Genomic DNA, 16,321 nt, shown 5'->3' on the forward strand with positions numbered 1-16,321 from the left:
CTGTGATTAACCGCGCCAGAACGGGAAGAAGTACAGCATGGCCGCCAGCACGCCAACGATCATCACGAACGCATAGTGGTAGATGTAACCGGTCTGTGCTTTACGGGTGATGGTCGAGAACCAGCCGACTGCCTTGGCGCTGCCGTTGACGACCAGGCCGTCGATCAGGCCGCGGTCGCCCACTTTCCACAGGCCGCCGCCCAGCAGCAGCGAGCCGCCGGCGAAGACTTTCTGGTTGAACGCATCCATGTAGTACTTGTTGTCCAGCAGGGTGTGCAGCGGCTTGAACTTCGCATAGAACCAGGCCGGCACGCGTGGGTTGATCATGTAGCAGTAGTAGGCGGCAACGACGCCAGCCAGTGCCAGCCAGAACGGTGCGGTCTGCAGACCGTGCAGGGCCATCGCGGCAGCGCCGTGGAACATTTCGCCCAGTTCGGCCATGGCCGGGTGGTTCGGGTTCACGGTGATGACGCCATCGAAGAACGTGCCATGCAGCATCGGCTGGATCGTGAAGAAACCGATCAGCATCGATGGAATCGCCAGCAGGACCAGCGGCACCGTCACGACCCATGGGGACTCGTGTGGCTTCTGGCCCGGGGCCAGGCCGTGGTGGCCATGGTCGTCGTGCGCGTCTTCCTCGTGGTGCGAACCGGAATCGTGCAGTGCATGCGGATCGTCATGCTCGTGGCCAGCGGTCGCCTTGTGGTGCGTGTCATGAGCAGCGTGCGCATCATGATGATCATGTGCATGGGCTTTGCCGAAACGCTCTTCGCCGTGGAACACGAGGAAGTACATGCGGAACGAGTAGAACGCCGTAACGAACACGCCGGCCAGCACCGCGAAGTTCGCAAAGCCCGTACCTGGCAGATTACTTGCGTGCACTGCCTCGATGATCGAATCCTTCGAGTAGAAGCCCGAGAAGAACGGCGTACCGATCAGGGCCAGCGAACCGATCAGCGAGGTGATCCAGGTGATCGGCATGTACTTGCGCAGGCCGCCCATGTTGCGCATGTCCTGGTCGTGGTGCATGCCCATGATGACCGAGCCGGCGCCAAGGAACAGCAGCGCCTTGAAGAACGCGTGCGTCATCAGGTGGAATGCGGCGACCGAGTAGGCCGACACGCCCAGTGCCACCGTCATGTAGCCCAGCTGCGACAGCGTCGAGTAAGCGACCACCCGCTTGATGTCGTTCTGGATGATGCCCAGGAAACCCATGAACAGCGCGGTGATCGAACCGATAACGATGATGAACGACAGCGCGCCGTCGGACAGCTCGAACAGCGGCGACATGCGCGACACCATGAAGATGCCCGCGGTAACCATCGTTGCAGCGTGGATCAGTGCCGAAATCGGGGTCGGGCCTTCCATCGAGTCAGGCAGCCAGACGTGCAGCGGGAACTGCGCCGACTTGCCCATCGCGCCGATGAACAGGCAGATACAGGCGGCGGTCAGCAGTGGCCAGTCGGTGCCCGGCACGGTCATCAGGGCCAGCTGGTCGGCCTGCGCGAAGACTTCGGCGTAGTTCATCGTGCCGGCGGCGGCCAGGATCAGGCCGATACCGAGGATGAAGCCAAAGTCGCCGACGCGGTTGACCAGGAACGCCTTCATGTTGGCGAAGATCGCCGTTGGACGCGTGTACCAGAAGCCGATCAGCAGGTACGAGACCAGGCCCACTGCTTCCCAGCCAAAGAACAGCTGCAGGAAATTGTTGGACATGACCAGCATCAGCATGGCGAACGTGAACAGCGAGATGTACGAGAAGAAGCGGTTGTAGCCGTCATCCTCGGCCATGTAGCCGATCGTGTAGATGTGCACCATCAGCGACACCGACGTGACGACGCACATCATCATCGCGGTCAGGGTGTCGATCTGGAAGCCGACAGCCAGCTTGAGCGTGCCGACGGTCATCCAGGTGTACAGGTCCTGGTTGAGCGTGAAGCCATCGAGCGCGGCCATCAGGGTCATGACCGAGATGACCAGCGCGATCGCCACGCCGAGGATGGTCGCGGTATGCGACACCTTGCGGCCGACGACATTGCCCAGGAACTTGGTACCCAGCAGACCGGCAATTGCCGAGCCTGCGAGCGGTGCCAGTGGCACTGCCAGTAAGAGTGAGGTTGAAATTTGCCCCGCCATGTTGAACCTTATTCGTTATAAGTTATCGAGCGAGACCGATCAGCCCTTGAGGCTGTCGAGGTCTTCCACGTTGATCGTGTCCAGATTGCGGAACAGGACCACCAGGATCGCCAGGCCGATTGCACTTTCGGCGGCCGCGACGGTCAAAATGAAGAACACGAAGATCTGCCCCGCCGCGTCGCCCAGGTAGTGGGAAAACGCGATGAAGTTCAGGTTCACCGCCAGCAGCATCAATTCGATGGCCATCAGCAAGATGATGATGTTCTTCCGGTTCAGGAAGATACCGACCACCGAGATCGCGAACAGGATCGCGCCCAGGATCAGATAGTGTGCGAGGGAGACGGTCATTTGCTTTCCTTCGGTTCGGCAGCAGCTGGCGCGGCAGCAGCAGCGGCTGCAGCGGCCTTGGCCACGTTCGCGGCATCGATGGCCGGCTGGTTCACGGTCGCGACCTTGATGATCTTCAGACGGTCGTTGCGTTTCACACGCACGGCGTCGGCTGGATCGATGGCCTTGCTGTCCTTGCGGCGGCGCAGCGTCAGGGCCACAGCGGCGATGATCGCCACCAGCAGCACCACGGCGGCAATTTCAAAGCCGTAGATATAGCGGGTGTAAATCTGCAGGCCCAGTTCCTTGGTGCCGCCGATGTTCAGGGCAGCCGCTTCCGGCGTTTGCTGGAAGTTGCTGTAGCCGTGCCACAGCACCGCGCCCATTTCGAGCACGATCAGAGCGCCGACGCCGGCTGCCAGTGGCAGGAAGCCCCAGAAACCTTCGCGCATACGGTCGATATTAATATCGAGCATCATGACGACGAACAGGAACAGCACCATGACGGCGCCGACATAGACCAGCACCAGCACGATGGCGAGGAATTCGGCCTTCAGCAGCAGCCAGATACCGGCGGCGTTGAAAAAGGCCAGCACCAGGAACAGCGCGGCGTGAACCGGGTTCTTGGCGGTGATGACGCGCAGGCCTGCCAGCACCATCACGGCCGCGAACACGTAGAACAAAATATCAGTAAATGTCATGACTAACCCAGGAGCCTCTTGTAATTAACACTTAGCGGAACTTGGCGTCCGCCTCGCGGGCAGCGGCAATCTCGGTTTCGTAGCGGTCACCCACGGCCAGCAGCATCTCTTTGGTGTAATAGAGGTCGCCGCGTTTTTCGCCGTGGTATTCCAGCACGTGCGTTTCGACGATCGAATCAACCGGGCACGATTCTTCGCAGAAGCCGCAGAAGATGCACTTGGTCAGGTCGATGTCGTAACGCGAGGTGCGGCGGGTGCCGTCTTCGCGCTGGGTCGACTCGATCGTGATCGCCATGGCCGGGCAGACTGCTTCGCACAGTTTGCAGGCGATGCAGCGCTCTTCCCCGTTGGGGTAGCGACGCAGCGCATGCAGACCGCGGAAGCGGTTCGACATCGGGGTCTTTTCTTCCGGGTACTGGACCGTGATCGAGCGCGACAGAGCGTAGCGGCCGGTCAGGGCCAGGCCCTTGATCAACTCGGTCAGCATCAGGCTGCCGAGGATTTCTTTCATACGTGACATGTGCGTCCCCTTACTTCCAAATATTCCACGACGTCTGCATCCAGGCGGCGATGAACACCAGCCAGACCAGCGTGATCGGAATGAACACTTTCCAGCCCAGACGCATGATCTGGTCGTAACGGTAACGTGGGAACGTACCGCGCACCCAGATGAAGAACGTAACCAGGCAGAACGTTTTCAGGAACAGCCAGAAGAAGCCGATGAAGCCGCCCAGGGTGCCGCCCACTTCGAGGAAGCTGAATGGTGCCGACCAGCCGCCGAGGAAGAACAGCGATGCCAGGCAGGCGATCAGGATCATGTTGCCGTATTCGGCCAGCATGAACATCGCGTACGACATGCCCGAGTATTCGACCATGTGACCGGCAACGATCTCGGATTCACCTTCGATCACGTCGAACGGGTGACGGCCGCACTCGGCCAGGCCCGAAATCAGGTAGATGATGAACAGCGGGAACAGCGGCAGCCAGTTCCACGACAGGAAGTTCACGCCCCAGCCGGCGAACGTGCCCATCTGCTGACCGGCGACAATGTCCGACAGGTTCAGGCTGCCCGTAACCATCAGCACGACCACCAGCACGAAGCCCATCGGGATTTCGTACGAGATCATCTGGGCCGATGCGCGCATGGCGCCCATGAACGAGTACTTCGAGTTCGACGCCCAGCCGGCGATGATGATGCCATACACCTCGACCGAGGTGATGGCCATCAAGAGCAGCACGCCGGCGTTCACGTTGGCCAGCGCAAACTGCGGACCGAACGGAATGACCGACCAGGCAGCCAGTGCCGGCATGATCGTCATGACCGGACCGATCACGAACAGGCTCTTGCTGGCCTTGGCCGGGATCACGATCTCTTTGATCAGGAGCTTCAGGCCGTCGGCCATCGGTTGCAGTAGGCCGCCAGGACCGACGCGGTTCGGACCGACGCGGTATCTGGATCCAGCCGATGAACTTGCGTTCCCACAGCGTGGCGTAGGCAATCGCGATCATCAACGGTGCCAGCACCGCGATGATCTTGATCAGGGTCCAGGCGATCGGCCAGACCGGGCCGAGCAGGTCTGCACCGCCGGCGTTGAATGAATCAATGTAACCGGGCGCGGCCATTACTTGCTCTCCCCTGCTTTTGCAACTTGGATGGAACCGAACATGGCGCCCAGGCCTGCCACGGCCGGATGGCCGGCGGCGACACGCACTGCGTTCGATGGCAGCGTGGCGTCGACATCGGCCACCAGCACGGCCGAACCGCTGCCCTGCGTGACGGTGACGCTGTCGCCGGCCTTGACGCCGATCGATTCAGCCACCGCTTTCGACAGCGTGACCAGCGGCGCGTTCGCGTCGGCGGTGCGCTGCAGCGGCTCGGCGCGGCGTGCCAGCGCATCGGTGAAGTACACCGGCACGTCGGTCACGCGCTCGAGCTGGCCCGCTGGCGCATAGGCGCCAACGGTCGGTGCCAGCGTGGCTTTGTTGTTCAGCTTGCCCGACAGGTCGGTGACACCCTTGCCGAACAGCTCGTCGCGGATCGATTCGGACGTGTCGTAGTCGAAGCCTTGCAGGCCCAAGAGGTTACCCAGCACGCGCAGCACTTTCCAGGCTGGACGGGTGTCGCCCAGCGGACGCACGGTGCCGTTGAAGCTCTGTGCGCGGCCTTCGCAGTTGACGAACGTGCCCGAGGTTTCCGAGAACGGCGCGATTGGCAGCAGCACGTCGGCGTAGTCCAGGCCATGCTTGAAGGCCGACATGACGACGACCATCTCGGCGCCGGCCAGTGCCGCGCTGGCTTGCTGCGGATTCGCGGCGTCCAGTTGCGGCTCGGCGTTCAGCAGCACGTAGGCTTTTTTCGGCGTGGCGAACGGTGCTTCGTTCTTGCCCGACGTGGCGCCCACCAGGTGGCCGCCGATCGTGTTGGCCGATTCGACCAGGTAACCGAACGAGCAACCGGTCTGCTCGGCGATCCACTGCGCGGCGGCGTGGATTTTCGATGCTTGTGGATGTTGTGCAGCAGCGTTACCCAGCAGGATCGCGCCTGGCAGTTCAACGTCGCCGACGACGACCAGCGATGCGGCAATCGCTTTGGCGATATCCGACGCTTCGATCTGTTCGAAACCGGCTGGCGCCGCGATGCCCTTGTCGGCAGCGATGGCAACGACGATTTCCGACAGCGCGACGAGCCAGTCGCTCGGTGCGGCGATCAGCTTGTGCGCGACTTTCATCAGCAGTTCGTCATCCGCGCCGGCAACCAGCGACAGGCGCAGGCCCGACTTGGTGGCAGCGCGCAGACGGGTCGAGGCCAAAGGGTGATCCTTGCGCAGGAACGAGCCGATGACCAGCGCGCGCTTGAGCGTGCTGAGCTGGGCGATCGGCATGCCGAGCCATGGCGTGACCTGGCCGTCGAGCGAAAAATCGCTCTGGCGCAGGCGGAACTCGACGTTGTCGGAGCCCATGCCGCGCACGGCCTTGTTCAGCAGATGCAGTTCTTCGACGGTCGAATGGGCAGTCGCGACGGCAGCGATCGCATCGGCGCCGTGTTCATGACGGATATTGCGCAGGCCGTGAGCGACGTATTCGAGGGCGGTCTGCCACTCGGCTTCCTGCCACATGCCGCCCTGCTTGATCATTGGCTTGGTCAGGCGGTCGGTGTTGTTCAGCGCTTCGTACGAGAAACGCTCTTTGTCCGACAGCCAGCACTCGTTGACCGCTTCGTTCTCGAGCGGCAGTACGCGCATGACACGGCCACCCTTGACCTGGACGATCAGGTTCGCGCCCAGCGAATCGTGCGGCGAGACCGACTTGCGGCGCTGCAGTTCCCATGGACGGGCCGAATAACGGAATGGCTTGCTGGTGAGCGCGCCGACCGGGCACAGGTCGATCATGTTGCCCGAGACTTCCGAGTCGACGGTCTTGCCGACGAACGTCGTGATTTCGGAATGCTCGCCGCGACCCAGCATGCCGAATTCCATGACGCCGGCCACTTCCTGGCCGAAACGCACGCAACGGGTGCACTGGATGCAACGCGACATCTCTTCCATCGAGATCAGCGGACCCGCTTCTTTCGGGGCCACCACGCGCTTTTCTTCTTCGTAGCGCGAACCGCTCTTGCCGTAGCCCACAGCCAGATCCTGCAGCTGGCATTCGCCGCCCTGATCGCAGATCGGGCAGTCGAGCGGGTGGTTGATGAGCAAAAATTCCATCACCGACTTCTGGGCCTGCACGGCCTTGTCGCTGTGGCTGCGCACGATCATGCCCGGCGAGACCGGGGTCGCGCACGCTGGCAAAGGCTTCGGCGCCTTTTCCACTTCGACGAGGCACATGCGGCAGTTCGCAGCGATCGACAATTTCTTGTGATAGCAGAAGTGCGGAATGTACGTTCCGAGCTTGTTTGCGGCGTCCATCACCATCGAACCCGGTGGGACTTCAACTTTCTTGCCGTCTAATTCAATTTCAACCATGGGATCGTTACCTGACCTGGTTTAAAGGTATGAGGGCACGAGGCAGTGCTTGTGCTCAATGTGATATTCAAATTCTTCGCGGAAGTGCTTGATCATGGCCTGCACTGGCATCGCAGCCGCATCGCCGAGCGCGCAAATCGTGCGGCCCTTGATGTTGTCAGCGATGTTGTTCAGCAGATCCATGTCGTCCGGTCGGCCCTGGCCATGCTCGATGCGGTGAACCATGCGGTACATCCAGCCCGTGCCTTCACGGCATGGCGTGCACTGGCCGCACGATTCTTCGTAATAGAAGTACGACAGGCGCAGCAGCGACTTGACCATGCAGCGCGTCTCGTCCATCACGATCACGGCGCCCGAACCCAGCATCGAGCCGGCCTTGGCGATCGAATCGTAGTCGAGATCGGTTTGCATCATCTGCTCGCCCGGCACCACTGGCGCCGACGATCCGCCTGGAATCACGGCCTTGATCTTCTTGCCACCGCGCATGCCACCGGCCAGTTCCATCAGGGTCGCAAATGGCGTACCCAGCGGAACTTCGTAGTTGCCTGGCCGCTCGACGTCGCCCGAGATCGAGAAGATCTTGGTGCCGCCGTTGTTCGGCTTGCCCAGCGCCATGTAGTTCTCGGCGCCGATGTTCAGGATGAACGGGACCGCAGCGAAGGTCTCGGTGTTGTTGATCGTCGTCGGCTTGCCATACAGGCCGAACGAGGCCGGGAACGGCGGCTTGAAGCGCGGCTGGCCCTTCTTGCCTTCGAGCGACTCGAGCAGCGCGGTTTCTTCGCCGCAGATGTAGGCGCCGTAACCGTGGTGCGCGTGCAGCTGGAACGAGAACGTGCTGCCCAGGATGTTGTCACCCAAGAAGCCCGCGGCGCGTGCTTCTTCCAGCGCTTCTTCAAAGCGCAGGTAGTCTTCGAAGATCTCGCCGTGGATGTAGTTGTAGCCCACGGTGATGCCCATCGCGTAGGCGCCGATGGCCATGCCTTCGATCAGCGCATGCGGATTGTAGCGAATGATGTCGCGGTCCTTGAACGTGCCCGGCTCGCCTTCGTCGGTATTGCAGACGAGGTATTTCTGGCCCGGGAACTGGCGTGGCATGAAGCTCCACTTCAGGCCGGTCGGGAAACCGGCGCCGCCGCGGCCGCGCAGGCCCGACGCCTTCATGTCGGCAATGATCTGCTCGGGCGTGATCTTTTCTTCGATGATGCGGCGCAGCGCCGAGTAACCACCACGGTTGACGTAGTCGGTCAGGTGCCAGTTGGTGCCGTTCAGATCCTTCAGGATCAGCGGCTTGATGTGACGATCGTGCAGGCTGGTCATTTGTTCAGTTCCTCAAGCAGGGCGTCGATCTTGGCGTCGCTCATGAACGAACACATGCGGTGGTTGTTCACCAGCATGACGGGTGCGTCGCCGCAGGCGCCCATGCACTCGCCTTCCATCAGCGTGAACTTGCCGTCCGCCGTGGTGTCACGGAAGTCGATGTTCAGGGCGTCCTTGATGCGCTGGGCCGCGCGTTCGCCGCCCGACAATGCGCAAGGCAGGTTGGTGCACACGGTGATCTTGTGCTGGCCAACCGGCTTGACGTTGAACATATTGTAGAAAGTCGCCACCTCTTGCACGGCAATCGCCGGCATCTCGATGTAGTCGGCGATTTCCTGCATCGTCTCTGGCGACAGCCAGCCCAGTTCGACCTGGGCGTGGGCGAGCGAGGCCATCACGGCCGACTGGCGTTGATCGGCTGGGTACTTGGCCAGCTCCCGATCGATTTTTTGATAGCACTGCGGGGATAACATATTCTTCTCTGCCTTTCGGACTAGCGGTCAATACTGCCGAACACGATGTCTTGCGTACCGATGATGGCGACGGCATCAGCGATCATGTGTCCGCGTGCCATTTCGTCGAGGCTCTGCAGGTGGACATAGTCCGGCGTGCGGATTTTCAGGCGGTATGGCTTGTTGGCGCCGTCGGAGACGATATAGATGCCGAATTCGCCTTTCGGATGCTCGACCGCAGCGTACGCCTCGCCCTCTGGGACGTGGAAGCCTTCGGTGAACAGCTTGAAGTGGTGAATCAGCGATTCCATATTGGACTTCATGTCCATCCGGTTCGGCGGCGCAATCTTGTTATTGTCGATCATGACCGGGCCCGGGTTCGCGCGCAGCCAGGTGATGCATTGCTTGATGATGCGGTTCGACTGGCGCATCTCTTCCACGCGCACCAGGTAGCGGTCATACGAGTCGCCGTTGGTACCGACCGGAATATCGAACTCGACCTTGTCATACGCTGCATACGGCTGCGTCTTGCGCAGGTCCCAGGCGATGCCCGAGCCGCGCAGCATGGCGCCCGTGAAGCCCATCGCTTTCGCATCTTCGGGCGTCACGACACCGATGCCGACCGTACGCTGCTTCCAGATACGGTTGTCGGTCAGCAGGGTTTCGTATTCGTCGACATAGCCATCGAAGCGCTTCGTGAACGCGTCGAGGAAGTCGAGTACGGAGCCCTGGCGGTGTTCGTTCAGTGCGTCGATCGCCTTGGCGCTGCGGATTGGCGAAGCCTTGTGCTGTGGCATCGTGTCCGGCAGGTCGCGGTACACGCCGCCCGGGCGGTAGTAGGCCGCGTGCATGCGCGCGCCCGACACCGCTTCATAGACGTCGAACAGGTCTTCGCGGTCGCGGAAGCAATACAGGAACGGGCCCATGGCGCCGATGTCCAGCGCGTGTGCGCCCAGCCACATCAGGTGGTTCAGGATGCGGGTGACTTCGTCGAACATCGTGCGGATGTACTGGGCGCGGATCGGCGCCTGGATGCCGAGCAGCTTTTCGATGGCCAGCACGTAGCCGTGTTCGTTGCACATCATCGACACGTAGTCGAGACGGTCCATGTACGGCACCGATTGCAGGTAGGTGCGGGTTTCGGCCAGCTTCTCGGTACCGCGGTGCAGCAGGCCGATGTGCGGGTCGGCGCGCTGGATCACCTCGCCGTCGAGCTCGAGCACGAGGCGCAGCACGCCGTGCGCTGCCGGGTGCTGCGGACCAAAGTTCAGGGTGTAGTTCTTAAGCTCAGCCATTATTTCGTCCCGTAAGTCTCTTCGCGAATCACGCGGGGAATGTTCTCGCGCGGTTCGATTGTGACGGGTTGATAGATCACGCGTTTCTGCTCGGGGTCGTAGCGCATTTCGACGTAACCCGAGATCGGGAAGTCCTTGCGGAACGGGTGGCCGATGAAACCGTAGTCGGTCAGGATGCGGCGCAGGTCGCCGTGGCCATCGAACAGGATGCCGAACAGGTCGAACGCTTCGCGCTCGAACCAGTTGGCGGCGCGCCAGATCGGGGTGATCGATTCGACCAGCGGCATGTCGTCGTCCGGGCAGAACACCCGCACGCGCACGCGCCAGTTGTGGGTCAGCGACAGCAGGTGCACGACGACCGCAAAGCGCGGTCCTTCGTAGGTGCCTTCGCCATATTCCGAATAGTCGACGCCGCACAGGTCGATCATCTGCTCGAACGCCAGCGCAGGGGTATCGCGCAGGGCCGTCATCGAGCGGATGTAGTCGGCGGCCTTGACCACCACCGTGACTTCACCCAGCGCCGCCGAGATCGCGGCGCCCTCGCCCAATGCAGTCTGCAGGGCGAGTTGAAGGGTTTCGAGTTTTGTCGTCATGGAGTACGCCGTCCGTTTTTAGCGCGCGATGGTGTTGGTGCGCTTGATCTTGTTCTGGAGCTGCATGATGCCGTACAGCAGAGCTTCGGCGGTCGGTGGACAGCCTGGCACGTAGACATCGACCGGGACGATGCGATCGCAGCCACGGACGACCGAATACGAGTAGTGGTAGTAGCCGCCACCGTTGGCACAGGAGCCCATCGAGATGACCCAGCGCGGCTCGGCCATCTGGTCGTAGACCTTGCGCAGCGCCGGCGCCATCTTGTTGCACAGCGTGCCGGCAACGATCATGACGTCGGACTGGCGTGGCGACGGGCGGAACACGATACCGAAGCGGTCCATGTCGTAGCGGGCCGCGCCCACGTGCATCATCTCGACCGCGCAGCAGGCCAGACCGAACGTCATCGGGAACATCGACCCGGTACGTGCCCAGTTGACCAGCTTGTCGGCTGTGGTGGTGATGAAACCTTCGTTTAGTACGCCTTCAATAGCCATGGCTTATTCCCAATCAAGGGCACCTTTCTTCCAGATGTACCAGAAGCCCACGACGAATTCGGCGATGAACACCATCATCGTGATGAAACCGGTGAACCCCAGTTCGCGCATCGAGACGCCCCATGGGAAGAAGAATGCCGTTTCAAGATCAAACAAAATAAACAGGATCGCGACCAGGTAGTACCGGACGTCGAACTTCATGCGCGCGTCTTCGAAGGCTTCGAAGCCGCATTCATACGGAGACAGTTTGGCATCGTCGGGTTTGTGCGGCCCGAGCAGGCGACCAAGCACCTGAGGGGCGACACCGACACCGATGCCAACCAGGATAAAGAGAAGAACGGGGAGATAACTTTCGAGGTTCACGATGAAGCCTTCTGAACGATCGGTTAATGGAACGCTGCAGAGATGCAGCACCGAATCGTGCGAACCTGGCTTCGAGCCTGCCGCCAGGACCGTACGACAGATCCTCGTAAAAAAGCCAGCTCAGGCATGAGGTAAAAACTCGTGCGCCCTTGCTGGCTTTCTTTCTAAATTTTGGTGCCGACGGCGAGACTCGAACTCGCACAGCTTGCGCCACTACCCCCTCAAGATAGCGTGTCTACCAATTTCACCACGTCGGCTGGAGAACAGTATTTTAACCTGCTTTAGCACTATCTTTCAATGCTCAAATTGCGCAATCACAAAGATATTTGCCATTTAATTGAATCATATCGCCGAACAATCTATTGGACGCTCATTTACTGACATGAGCATGACAAAGTTCGTTGCGACAACAGCGTCAATATTGCAAGGCTGCACAGACCGGCTGTCCAACCCTGTCACGCGCCGCAGTATTCTACGCCTAAAAACGACAATGCGCCCGATAAAAAGGCGCATTGTTTTGGAACAGCATTGGCGCACATGGCGCCGGGACTGCGTAACTTACCTGGTCGCTGGCGCCGGGGTCGCCGGAGCGGCCGGGACACCCGCTGCCGGAGCTGCCGGGACGGCACTGCCCGCTGGCAGCGTCGGCACATCGGCTGGCGCGGTCTGCACTGGCGCCGTGACCGGGATGCCGGCTGCCGGCGCCTGGGCGCGGCCCATCACGCCGGCGTTGTCGCTGCCGGTGCGGTTGTTGCCGATGTAGGCCAGCGTCAGCGTGGTGCCGAAGAACACGGCGGCGGCCACTGCCGTTGCCTTGGACAGGAAGTTCGACGAACCGGATGCACCGAACAGGCTGCCCGACGCGCCGGAACCGAAGGCCGCACCCATATCAGCGCCCTTGCCGTGCTGCATCAGGACCAGGCCAATAATGGACAGGGCCGAGATAACCTGCACGACGATAATAAGATTAGACCAGATCATTGCAATTCCATTCCAAGGTTTAACAGCGTTTCAAATTTTTTGTAATTCCAAAATCTTCGCAAAACTAAATGCGCGAGATTAAGTCTTTAAGCAGCACGCAGAATGGCGAGGAAGTCGTCGGCTTTCAGTGCCGCCCCGCCGATCAGGCCGCCATCGATATCCGGTTGCGCCAGCAGCTCGCGTGCATTCTCCGGCTTCATGCTGCCGCCGTAAAGGATTTGTACGGTTTCCGCGGCATCAACGTTGCACTTGCGCACTAACGCGCGCATGTCGGCGTGGACTTGCTGCGCCATCTCGGGCGTGGCCGTCTTGCCGGTACCGATTGCCCATACCGGCTCGTAGGCCAGCACCAGGCGCGACACATCTTCAAAGCCCACCAGTTCCAGCACCGCGTGCAGCTGGCCACCGACAACGTCGTTGGTCTCGCCCGCTTCGCGCTGCTCGAGTGTTTCGCCAATGCACACGATCGGGGTCAGGCCGGCGTCCAGCGCCGCTTTCGCCTTGCGCGCGACCAGCTCGTTCGACTCGCCGTGGTAGCCGCGGCGCTCGGAGTGGCCGACGATCACGTAACGGCAACCGAAATCGTGCAGCATCGAGACGCACACTTCGCCGGTGAAGGCGCCGCACGGCTCGGTCGCGACATCCTGCGCGCCCCAGGCCACGCTGCTACCGGCCAACAATTGCTCGCACTGGAACAGGTACGGCGCAGGGACGCACACCGCGCACGACGCCTGAATGTCCGGGCTCAGGCCCGCGAGAATGCCTTGCAGCAGCTCGGCATTGACTGCCCGGCTGCCGTTCATCTTCCAGTTACCTACTACGAGTGTGGGACGCATACTACCCCATGTCAAATAACCCGCTATTCTAGCGGTCGATATTGTGGCGGTCAAACAATGGCTGACAGCGTCAACCGGCCTGAAACCGCCCGTGGATGCGCCGCGCAGGGCTTGTGGGCCCCGCCGGCGCGCCTGTTGTTTTTATGGTCAGTCGGCCAGCACTTGCAGGACGATCTTGCCCACATGGGCGCTCGATTCCATCATCGTGTGCGCTGCCGCGGCTTCTGCCAGCGGGAACACGTGGTGGATCACCGGCTTGATCTTTTTCTGCGCAAACAGTGGCCAGACCTGCTCGCGCAACTGGCGCGCAATGGCGGCCTTGAACGCGACCGGACGTGGACGCAGCGTCGACCCGGTGATCGTCAGGCGGCGGCGCAGCACGTGGTTCATGTCCAGGTTGGCCTGCGGCCCGCCCAGCAGCGCGATGACGACCAGGCGGCCATCGTCGGCCAAGCACTCGATCTCGCGTGCCACGTAGTCACCGGCGACCATATCCAGAATCACATCGACACCACGACCGTCCGTGAGTTCCTTGACCACGGCGACAAAATCTTCATCGCGGTAATTGATGCCGCGCTCGGCGCCCAGTGCTTCGACAGCGCGGCATTTGTCTTCGCTACCGGCCGTGATGAACACGCGGTGGCCCAGTGCGCTGGCGACCTGGGTGGCGGTCACGCCGATACCCGAGCTGCCGCCCTGCACCAGCAGGCTCTCGCCTTCGCTGAGGCGGGCACGGTCAAACACATTGCTCCAGACCGTGAAATAGGTTTCCGGCAAGGTGGCCGCTTCCAGCGGGGTCAACCCTTCTGGTACCGGCAGGCATTGCTCGAGTGGCGCGGCGCAGTATTCGGCGTAACCGCCGCCCTGCACCAGAGCGCAGACGAGGTCGCCTTTGGCAAAACCGCTGTCGCCAAGGTCGCCGTCGACGATCTCGCCGGCCACTTCGAGGCCTGGCAGGTCGGAGGCGCCCGGTGGCACAGGGTATTTGCCCAGACGCTGGAACACATCGGGGCGGTTGATCCCGGCAGCATGGACCTTGATCAGGACTTCGCCGGTTTTCAGGACCGGCAATGGCCGTTCACACAGTTGCAAGACGTCGGGTTCCCCCGGCTTGGTAATCTCGATGGCGCGCATGGAAAGCTCCCGCATTAGCAAAACCGCAATTGTACGGGAGTCGGCGGCGGCTTGCCGACGACCCGGCGATCGTGCGCGCCGCCCGTGACGGTGCCAGTGAACGTGCTTGTTGCCTACGAATACGTCGTGACCGTCACGCCCTGCTCGACCGCATCGAGTGCCTGGCGCGCCATCGTGCGGATACCGTCGTAGCTGCGCGCAGCGGCGATGAAGCGGCCCGTGTGGCAGAACACGGCGTCCGGCACGCCCGTCACGGCCGCCAGATCCGCTTCGCGCAGGCCAGCCCAGGTTTCAGGCAGGTCGGCGCGCGCATCGAAGCTTTCCGTGTCGACCGACACCGTGTGCAGGATGTAGCGGTTCTCGGTCAGGCTATGGCTGATGACGAACAGGATCTTCGGCATTTCCTTGCGCACGATGCTGCTCCACGGCAGCGCGGCGTTCTTCAGGAACAGCAGCTTGCCGCCCTCGAGCACCTCGGCCTGGCGCACTTGCGTGACGGCCAGCATGGCGCCCACGCGGTAACGCACGGCATTGCCCATGATGTCGGTAAGGAATTCCACGGCGCGCATGAACTGGCCCATGCGATACACATCGACCGCTTCGCCGTAACCCAGGCGCTGCTCGTCGAGCCAGCCCGGATTGAAGCCCGAGACCACGGCCGACAGGCCATAGCTGCCCGGCGCGTTCTTGGCCACGCCGACGTCCGACAAATCGAGGTATTGCACGATATCGACGTCGATCGCGTACGCGATCTGCTGGGCGGTATCGTCGGATAACGCCTCGCCCGTGTGGCGCAGCGCCAGCGCCGCAACGCAGCGTGCGCCGTGGTCACGCCAGACGAGGCCGGCGCTGGCGTACGGCACGCCGGACGGCCGGGTGGCATTGAATTCTTTCTGGTGGTGGTCGAACCGGCCGGTAGCCGGGTCCCAGACCCCGCCAACGTCGATCGCGAAGTCGGCGGCATCGATTTTGGCCTGCTCGCGCGTACGGATGACGTCAGCGTCGGGGAACAGCACCTTCAGGACGGCGACGGCCCACGCATCATCTGCGTGAAATTTGCCGCCGTGAGTGGCAATCAACATACAAGCTCCAAATTGCCGCAACGCCGCGAATGCATCGGGCGCGCGAATGAGTCAAAGCCGAAGCCTACCATGCGGGGACGCATCTCAGCCTGTCTCAGCGTGCTCTGCCGGCTGCGCCGCGGCCCGCAACGGTAGCCCCACGAACACCCAGCGCCTGCGCCAGCTTCTTGTGGCGGTGCGCGAAGAACAGCTTGACGAGGTAGCGCACGACGGGTGTGGCCAGGCGTGGCGTGAACGCCAGATGATCGGTGATCTGGGCGCCCCGGCCATCGGCGGATGGTGTGATCACACGTTCATGGCGCCACGAGCGCATCGACAGCAGGTCGGATTCCTCGACAAAGCGGTGCCCCGGCACCATCTCGGTAAAGCGCAGCTTGGACATATCGATCGGAAACAGACCGAACAGCAAGAACTGGCAACGGCCCAGGACCGTGTTGAGCGCCGTATCGGGACCGATATGCGTCATTGCCTTGGGAAAGACGACCTTGAGCAGCGGGCGCATTTCAGTGCGCACGCCTTCGAGCGACGTCGACCAGGCCCAGGCTTCGCCGGTCGAGACCGGCACGTGCGTCGTCATCGTCAGTGTTACCTTGGCCATCGGGGGACTCCTTGACAGTGTGTTCGCACCATCATGGCCCGCCCTG

The 16,321-nt window shown here is 61.7% G+C and carries 16 protein-coding genes, 1 tRNA gene and 1 pseudogene; all 18 read right to left on the reverse strand.

The window, feature by feature from the left end:
- Positions 1 to 6 precede the first annotated feature (6 nt).
- The gene (nuoL, locus tag ACZ0AJ_RS12380) at positions 7 to 2,136 is read right to left on the reverse strand and encodes an NADH-quinone oxidoreductase subunit L (RefSeq protein ID WP_499454802.1); all 2,130 of its coding nucleotides are present in this window, start codon (positions 2,134 to 2,136) and stop codon (positions 7 to 9) included.
- Between the two features lie 39 nt (positions 2,137 to 2,175).
- Positions 2,176 to 2,484 carry an NADH-quinone oxidoreductase subunit NuoK gene (gene nuoK, locus ACZ0AJ_RS12385; RefSeq protein ID WP_183557698.1) on the reverse strand — a complete coding sequence of 103 codons (309 nt, stop codon included), beginning with the start codon at positions 2,482 to 2,484 and terminating at the stop codon, positions 2,176 to 2,178.
- Positions 2,481 to 3,164 (reverse strand): NADH-quinone oxidoreductase subunit J, encoded by a 684-nt coding sequence (locus ACZ0AJ_RS12390; RefSeq protein ID WP_258834888.1) that lies wholly within the window; start codon positions 3,162 to 3,164, stop codon positions 2,481 to 2,483. The genes nuoK and ACZ0AJ_RS12390 overlap by 4 nt, the downstream gene beginning before the upstream one ends.
- Before the next feature lie 31 nt (positions 3,165 to 3,195).
- Entirely contained in the window at positions 3,196 to 3,684 is a 489-nt protein-coding gene (gene nuoI, locus ACZ0AJ_RS12395) for an NADH-quinone oxidoreductase subunit NuoI (RefSeq protein WP_183557692.1), read from the reverse strand.
- Between the two features lie 10 nt (positions 3,685 to 3,694).
- Positions 3,695 to 4,787: pseudogene (gene nuoH / locus ACZ0AJ_RS12400) on the reverse strand (NADH-quinone oxidoreductase subunit NuoH).
- Positions 4,787 to 7,129 carry an NADH-quinone oxidoreductase subunit NuoG gene (nuoG, locus tag ACZ0AJ_RS12405; protein WP_499454805.1) on the reverse strand — a complete coding sequence of 781 codons (2,343 nt, stop codon included), beginning with the start codon at positions 7,127 to 7,129 and terminating at the stop codon, positions 4,787 to 4,789. The pseudogene nuoH and the gene nuoG overlap by 1 nt, the downstream one beginning before the upstream one ends.
- 21 nt (positions 7,130 to 7,150) lie before the next feature.
- On the reverse strand, positions 7,151 to 8,446 hold the full coding sequence (gene nuoF, locus ACZ0AJ_RS12410; RefSeq protein ID WP_332531043.1) for an NADH-quinone oxidoreductase subunit NuoF: 1,296 nt from the start codon (positions 8,444 to 8,446) through the stop codon (positions 7,151 to 7,153).
- Complete coding sequence (gene nuoE, locus ACZ0AJ_RS12415; protein WP_258834891.1) at positions 8,443 to 8,919, reverse strand: NADH-quinone oxidoreductase subunit NuoE; 477 nt, start codon at positions 8,917 to 8,919, stop codon at positions 8,443 to 8,445. Before nuoE ends, nuoF begins: the two co-directional genes overlap by 4 nt.
- Positions 8,920 to 8,939: 20 nt before the next feature.
- Positions 8,940 to 10,193, reverse strand: a complete 1,254-nt coding sequence (locus tag ACZ0AJ_RS12420; protein ID WP_183557677.1) for an NADH-quinone oxidoreductase subunit D — start codon at positions 10,191 to 10,193, stop codon at positions 8,940 to 8,942.
- A complete protein-coding gene (locus tag ACZ0AJ_RS12425) occupies positions 10,193 to 10,786 on the reverse strand; it encodes an NADH-quinone oxidoreductase subunit C (protein ID WP_258834892.1) in 594 nt (197 codons plus the stop codon). The genes ACZ0AJ_RS12420 and ACZ0AJ_RS12425 overlap by 1 nt, the downstream gene beginning before the upstream one ends.
- 18 nt (positions 10,787 to 10,804) lie before the next feature.
- Positions 10,805 to 11,281 (reverse strand): NuoB/complex I 20 kDa subunit family protein, encoded by a 477-nt coding sequence (locus ACZ0AJ_RS12430; RefSeq protein WP_147933132.1) that lies wholly within the window; start codon positions 11,279 to 11,281, stop codon positions 10,805 to 10,807.
- Positions 11,282 to 11,284: 3 nt separating this feature from the next.
- The gene (locus tag ACZ0AJ_RS12435) at positions 11,285 to 11,644 is read right to left on the reverse strand and encodes an NADH-quinone oxidoreductase subunit A (RefSeq protein ID WP_183557670.1); all 360 of its coding nucleotides are present in this window, start codon (positions 11,642 to 11,644) and stop codon (positions 11,285 to 11,287) included.
- Positions 11,645 to 11,816: 172 nt separating this feature from the next.
- A tRNA-Leu gene (locus ACZ0AJ_RS12440) sits at positions 11,817 to 11,901 on the reverse strand.
- Positions 11,902 to 12,202: 301 nt separating this feature from the next.
- The gene (secG, locus tag ACZ0AJ_RS12445; RefSeq protein WP_499454808.1) at positions 12,203 to 12,625 is read right to left on the reverse strand and encodes a preprotein translocase subunit SecG; all 423 of its coding nucleotides are present in this window, start codon (positions 12,623 to 12,625) and stop codon (positions 12,203 to 12,205) included.
- 86 nt (positions 12,626 to 12,711) lie between these two features.
- Complete coding sequence (tpiA, locus tag ACZ0AJ_RS12450) at positions 12,712 to 13,461, reverse strand: triose-phosphate isomerase (RefSeq protein WP_183557664.1); 750 nt, start codon at positions 13,459 to 13,461, stop codon at positions 12,712 to 12,714.
- A 147-nt stretch (positions 13,462 to 13,608) separates the two neighbouring features.
- Entirely contained in the window at positions 13,609 to 14,595 is a 987-nt protein-coding gene (locus ACZ0AJ_RS12455; RefSeq protein ID WP_499454810.1) for an NAD(P)H-quinone oxidoreductase, read from the reverse strand.
- Between the two features lie 113 nt (positions 14,596 to 14,708).
- A complete protein-coding gene (locus ACZ0AJ_RS12460; RefSeq protein ID WP_499454812.1) occupies positions 14,709 to 15,677 on the reverse strand; it encodes an MYG1 family protein in 969 nt (322 codons plus the stop codon).
- A gap of 94 nt (positions 15,678 to 15,771) precedes the next feature.
- On the reverse strand, positions 15,772 to 16,275 hold the full coding sequence (locus ACZ0AJ_RS12465) for an Rv1443c family protein (protein ID WP_499454814.1): 504 nt from the start codon (positions 16,273 to 16,275) through the stop codon (positions 15,772 to 15,774).
- Between the last annotated feature and the right edge of the window lie 46 nt (positions 16,276 to 16,321).

Source organism: Telluria sp. AC161, from assembly GCF_979258535.1.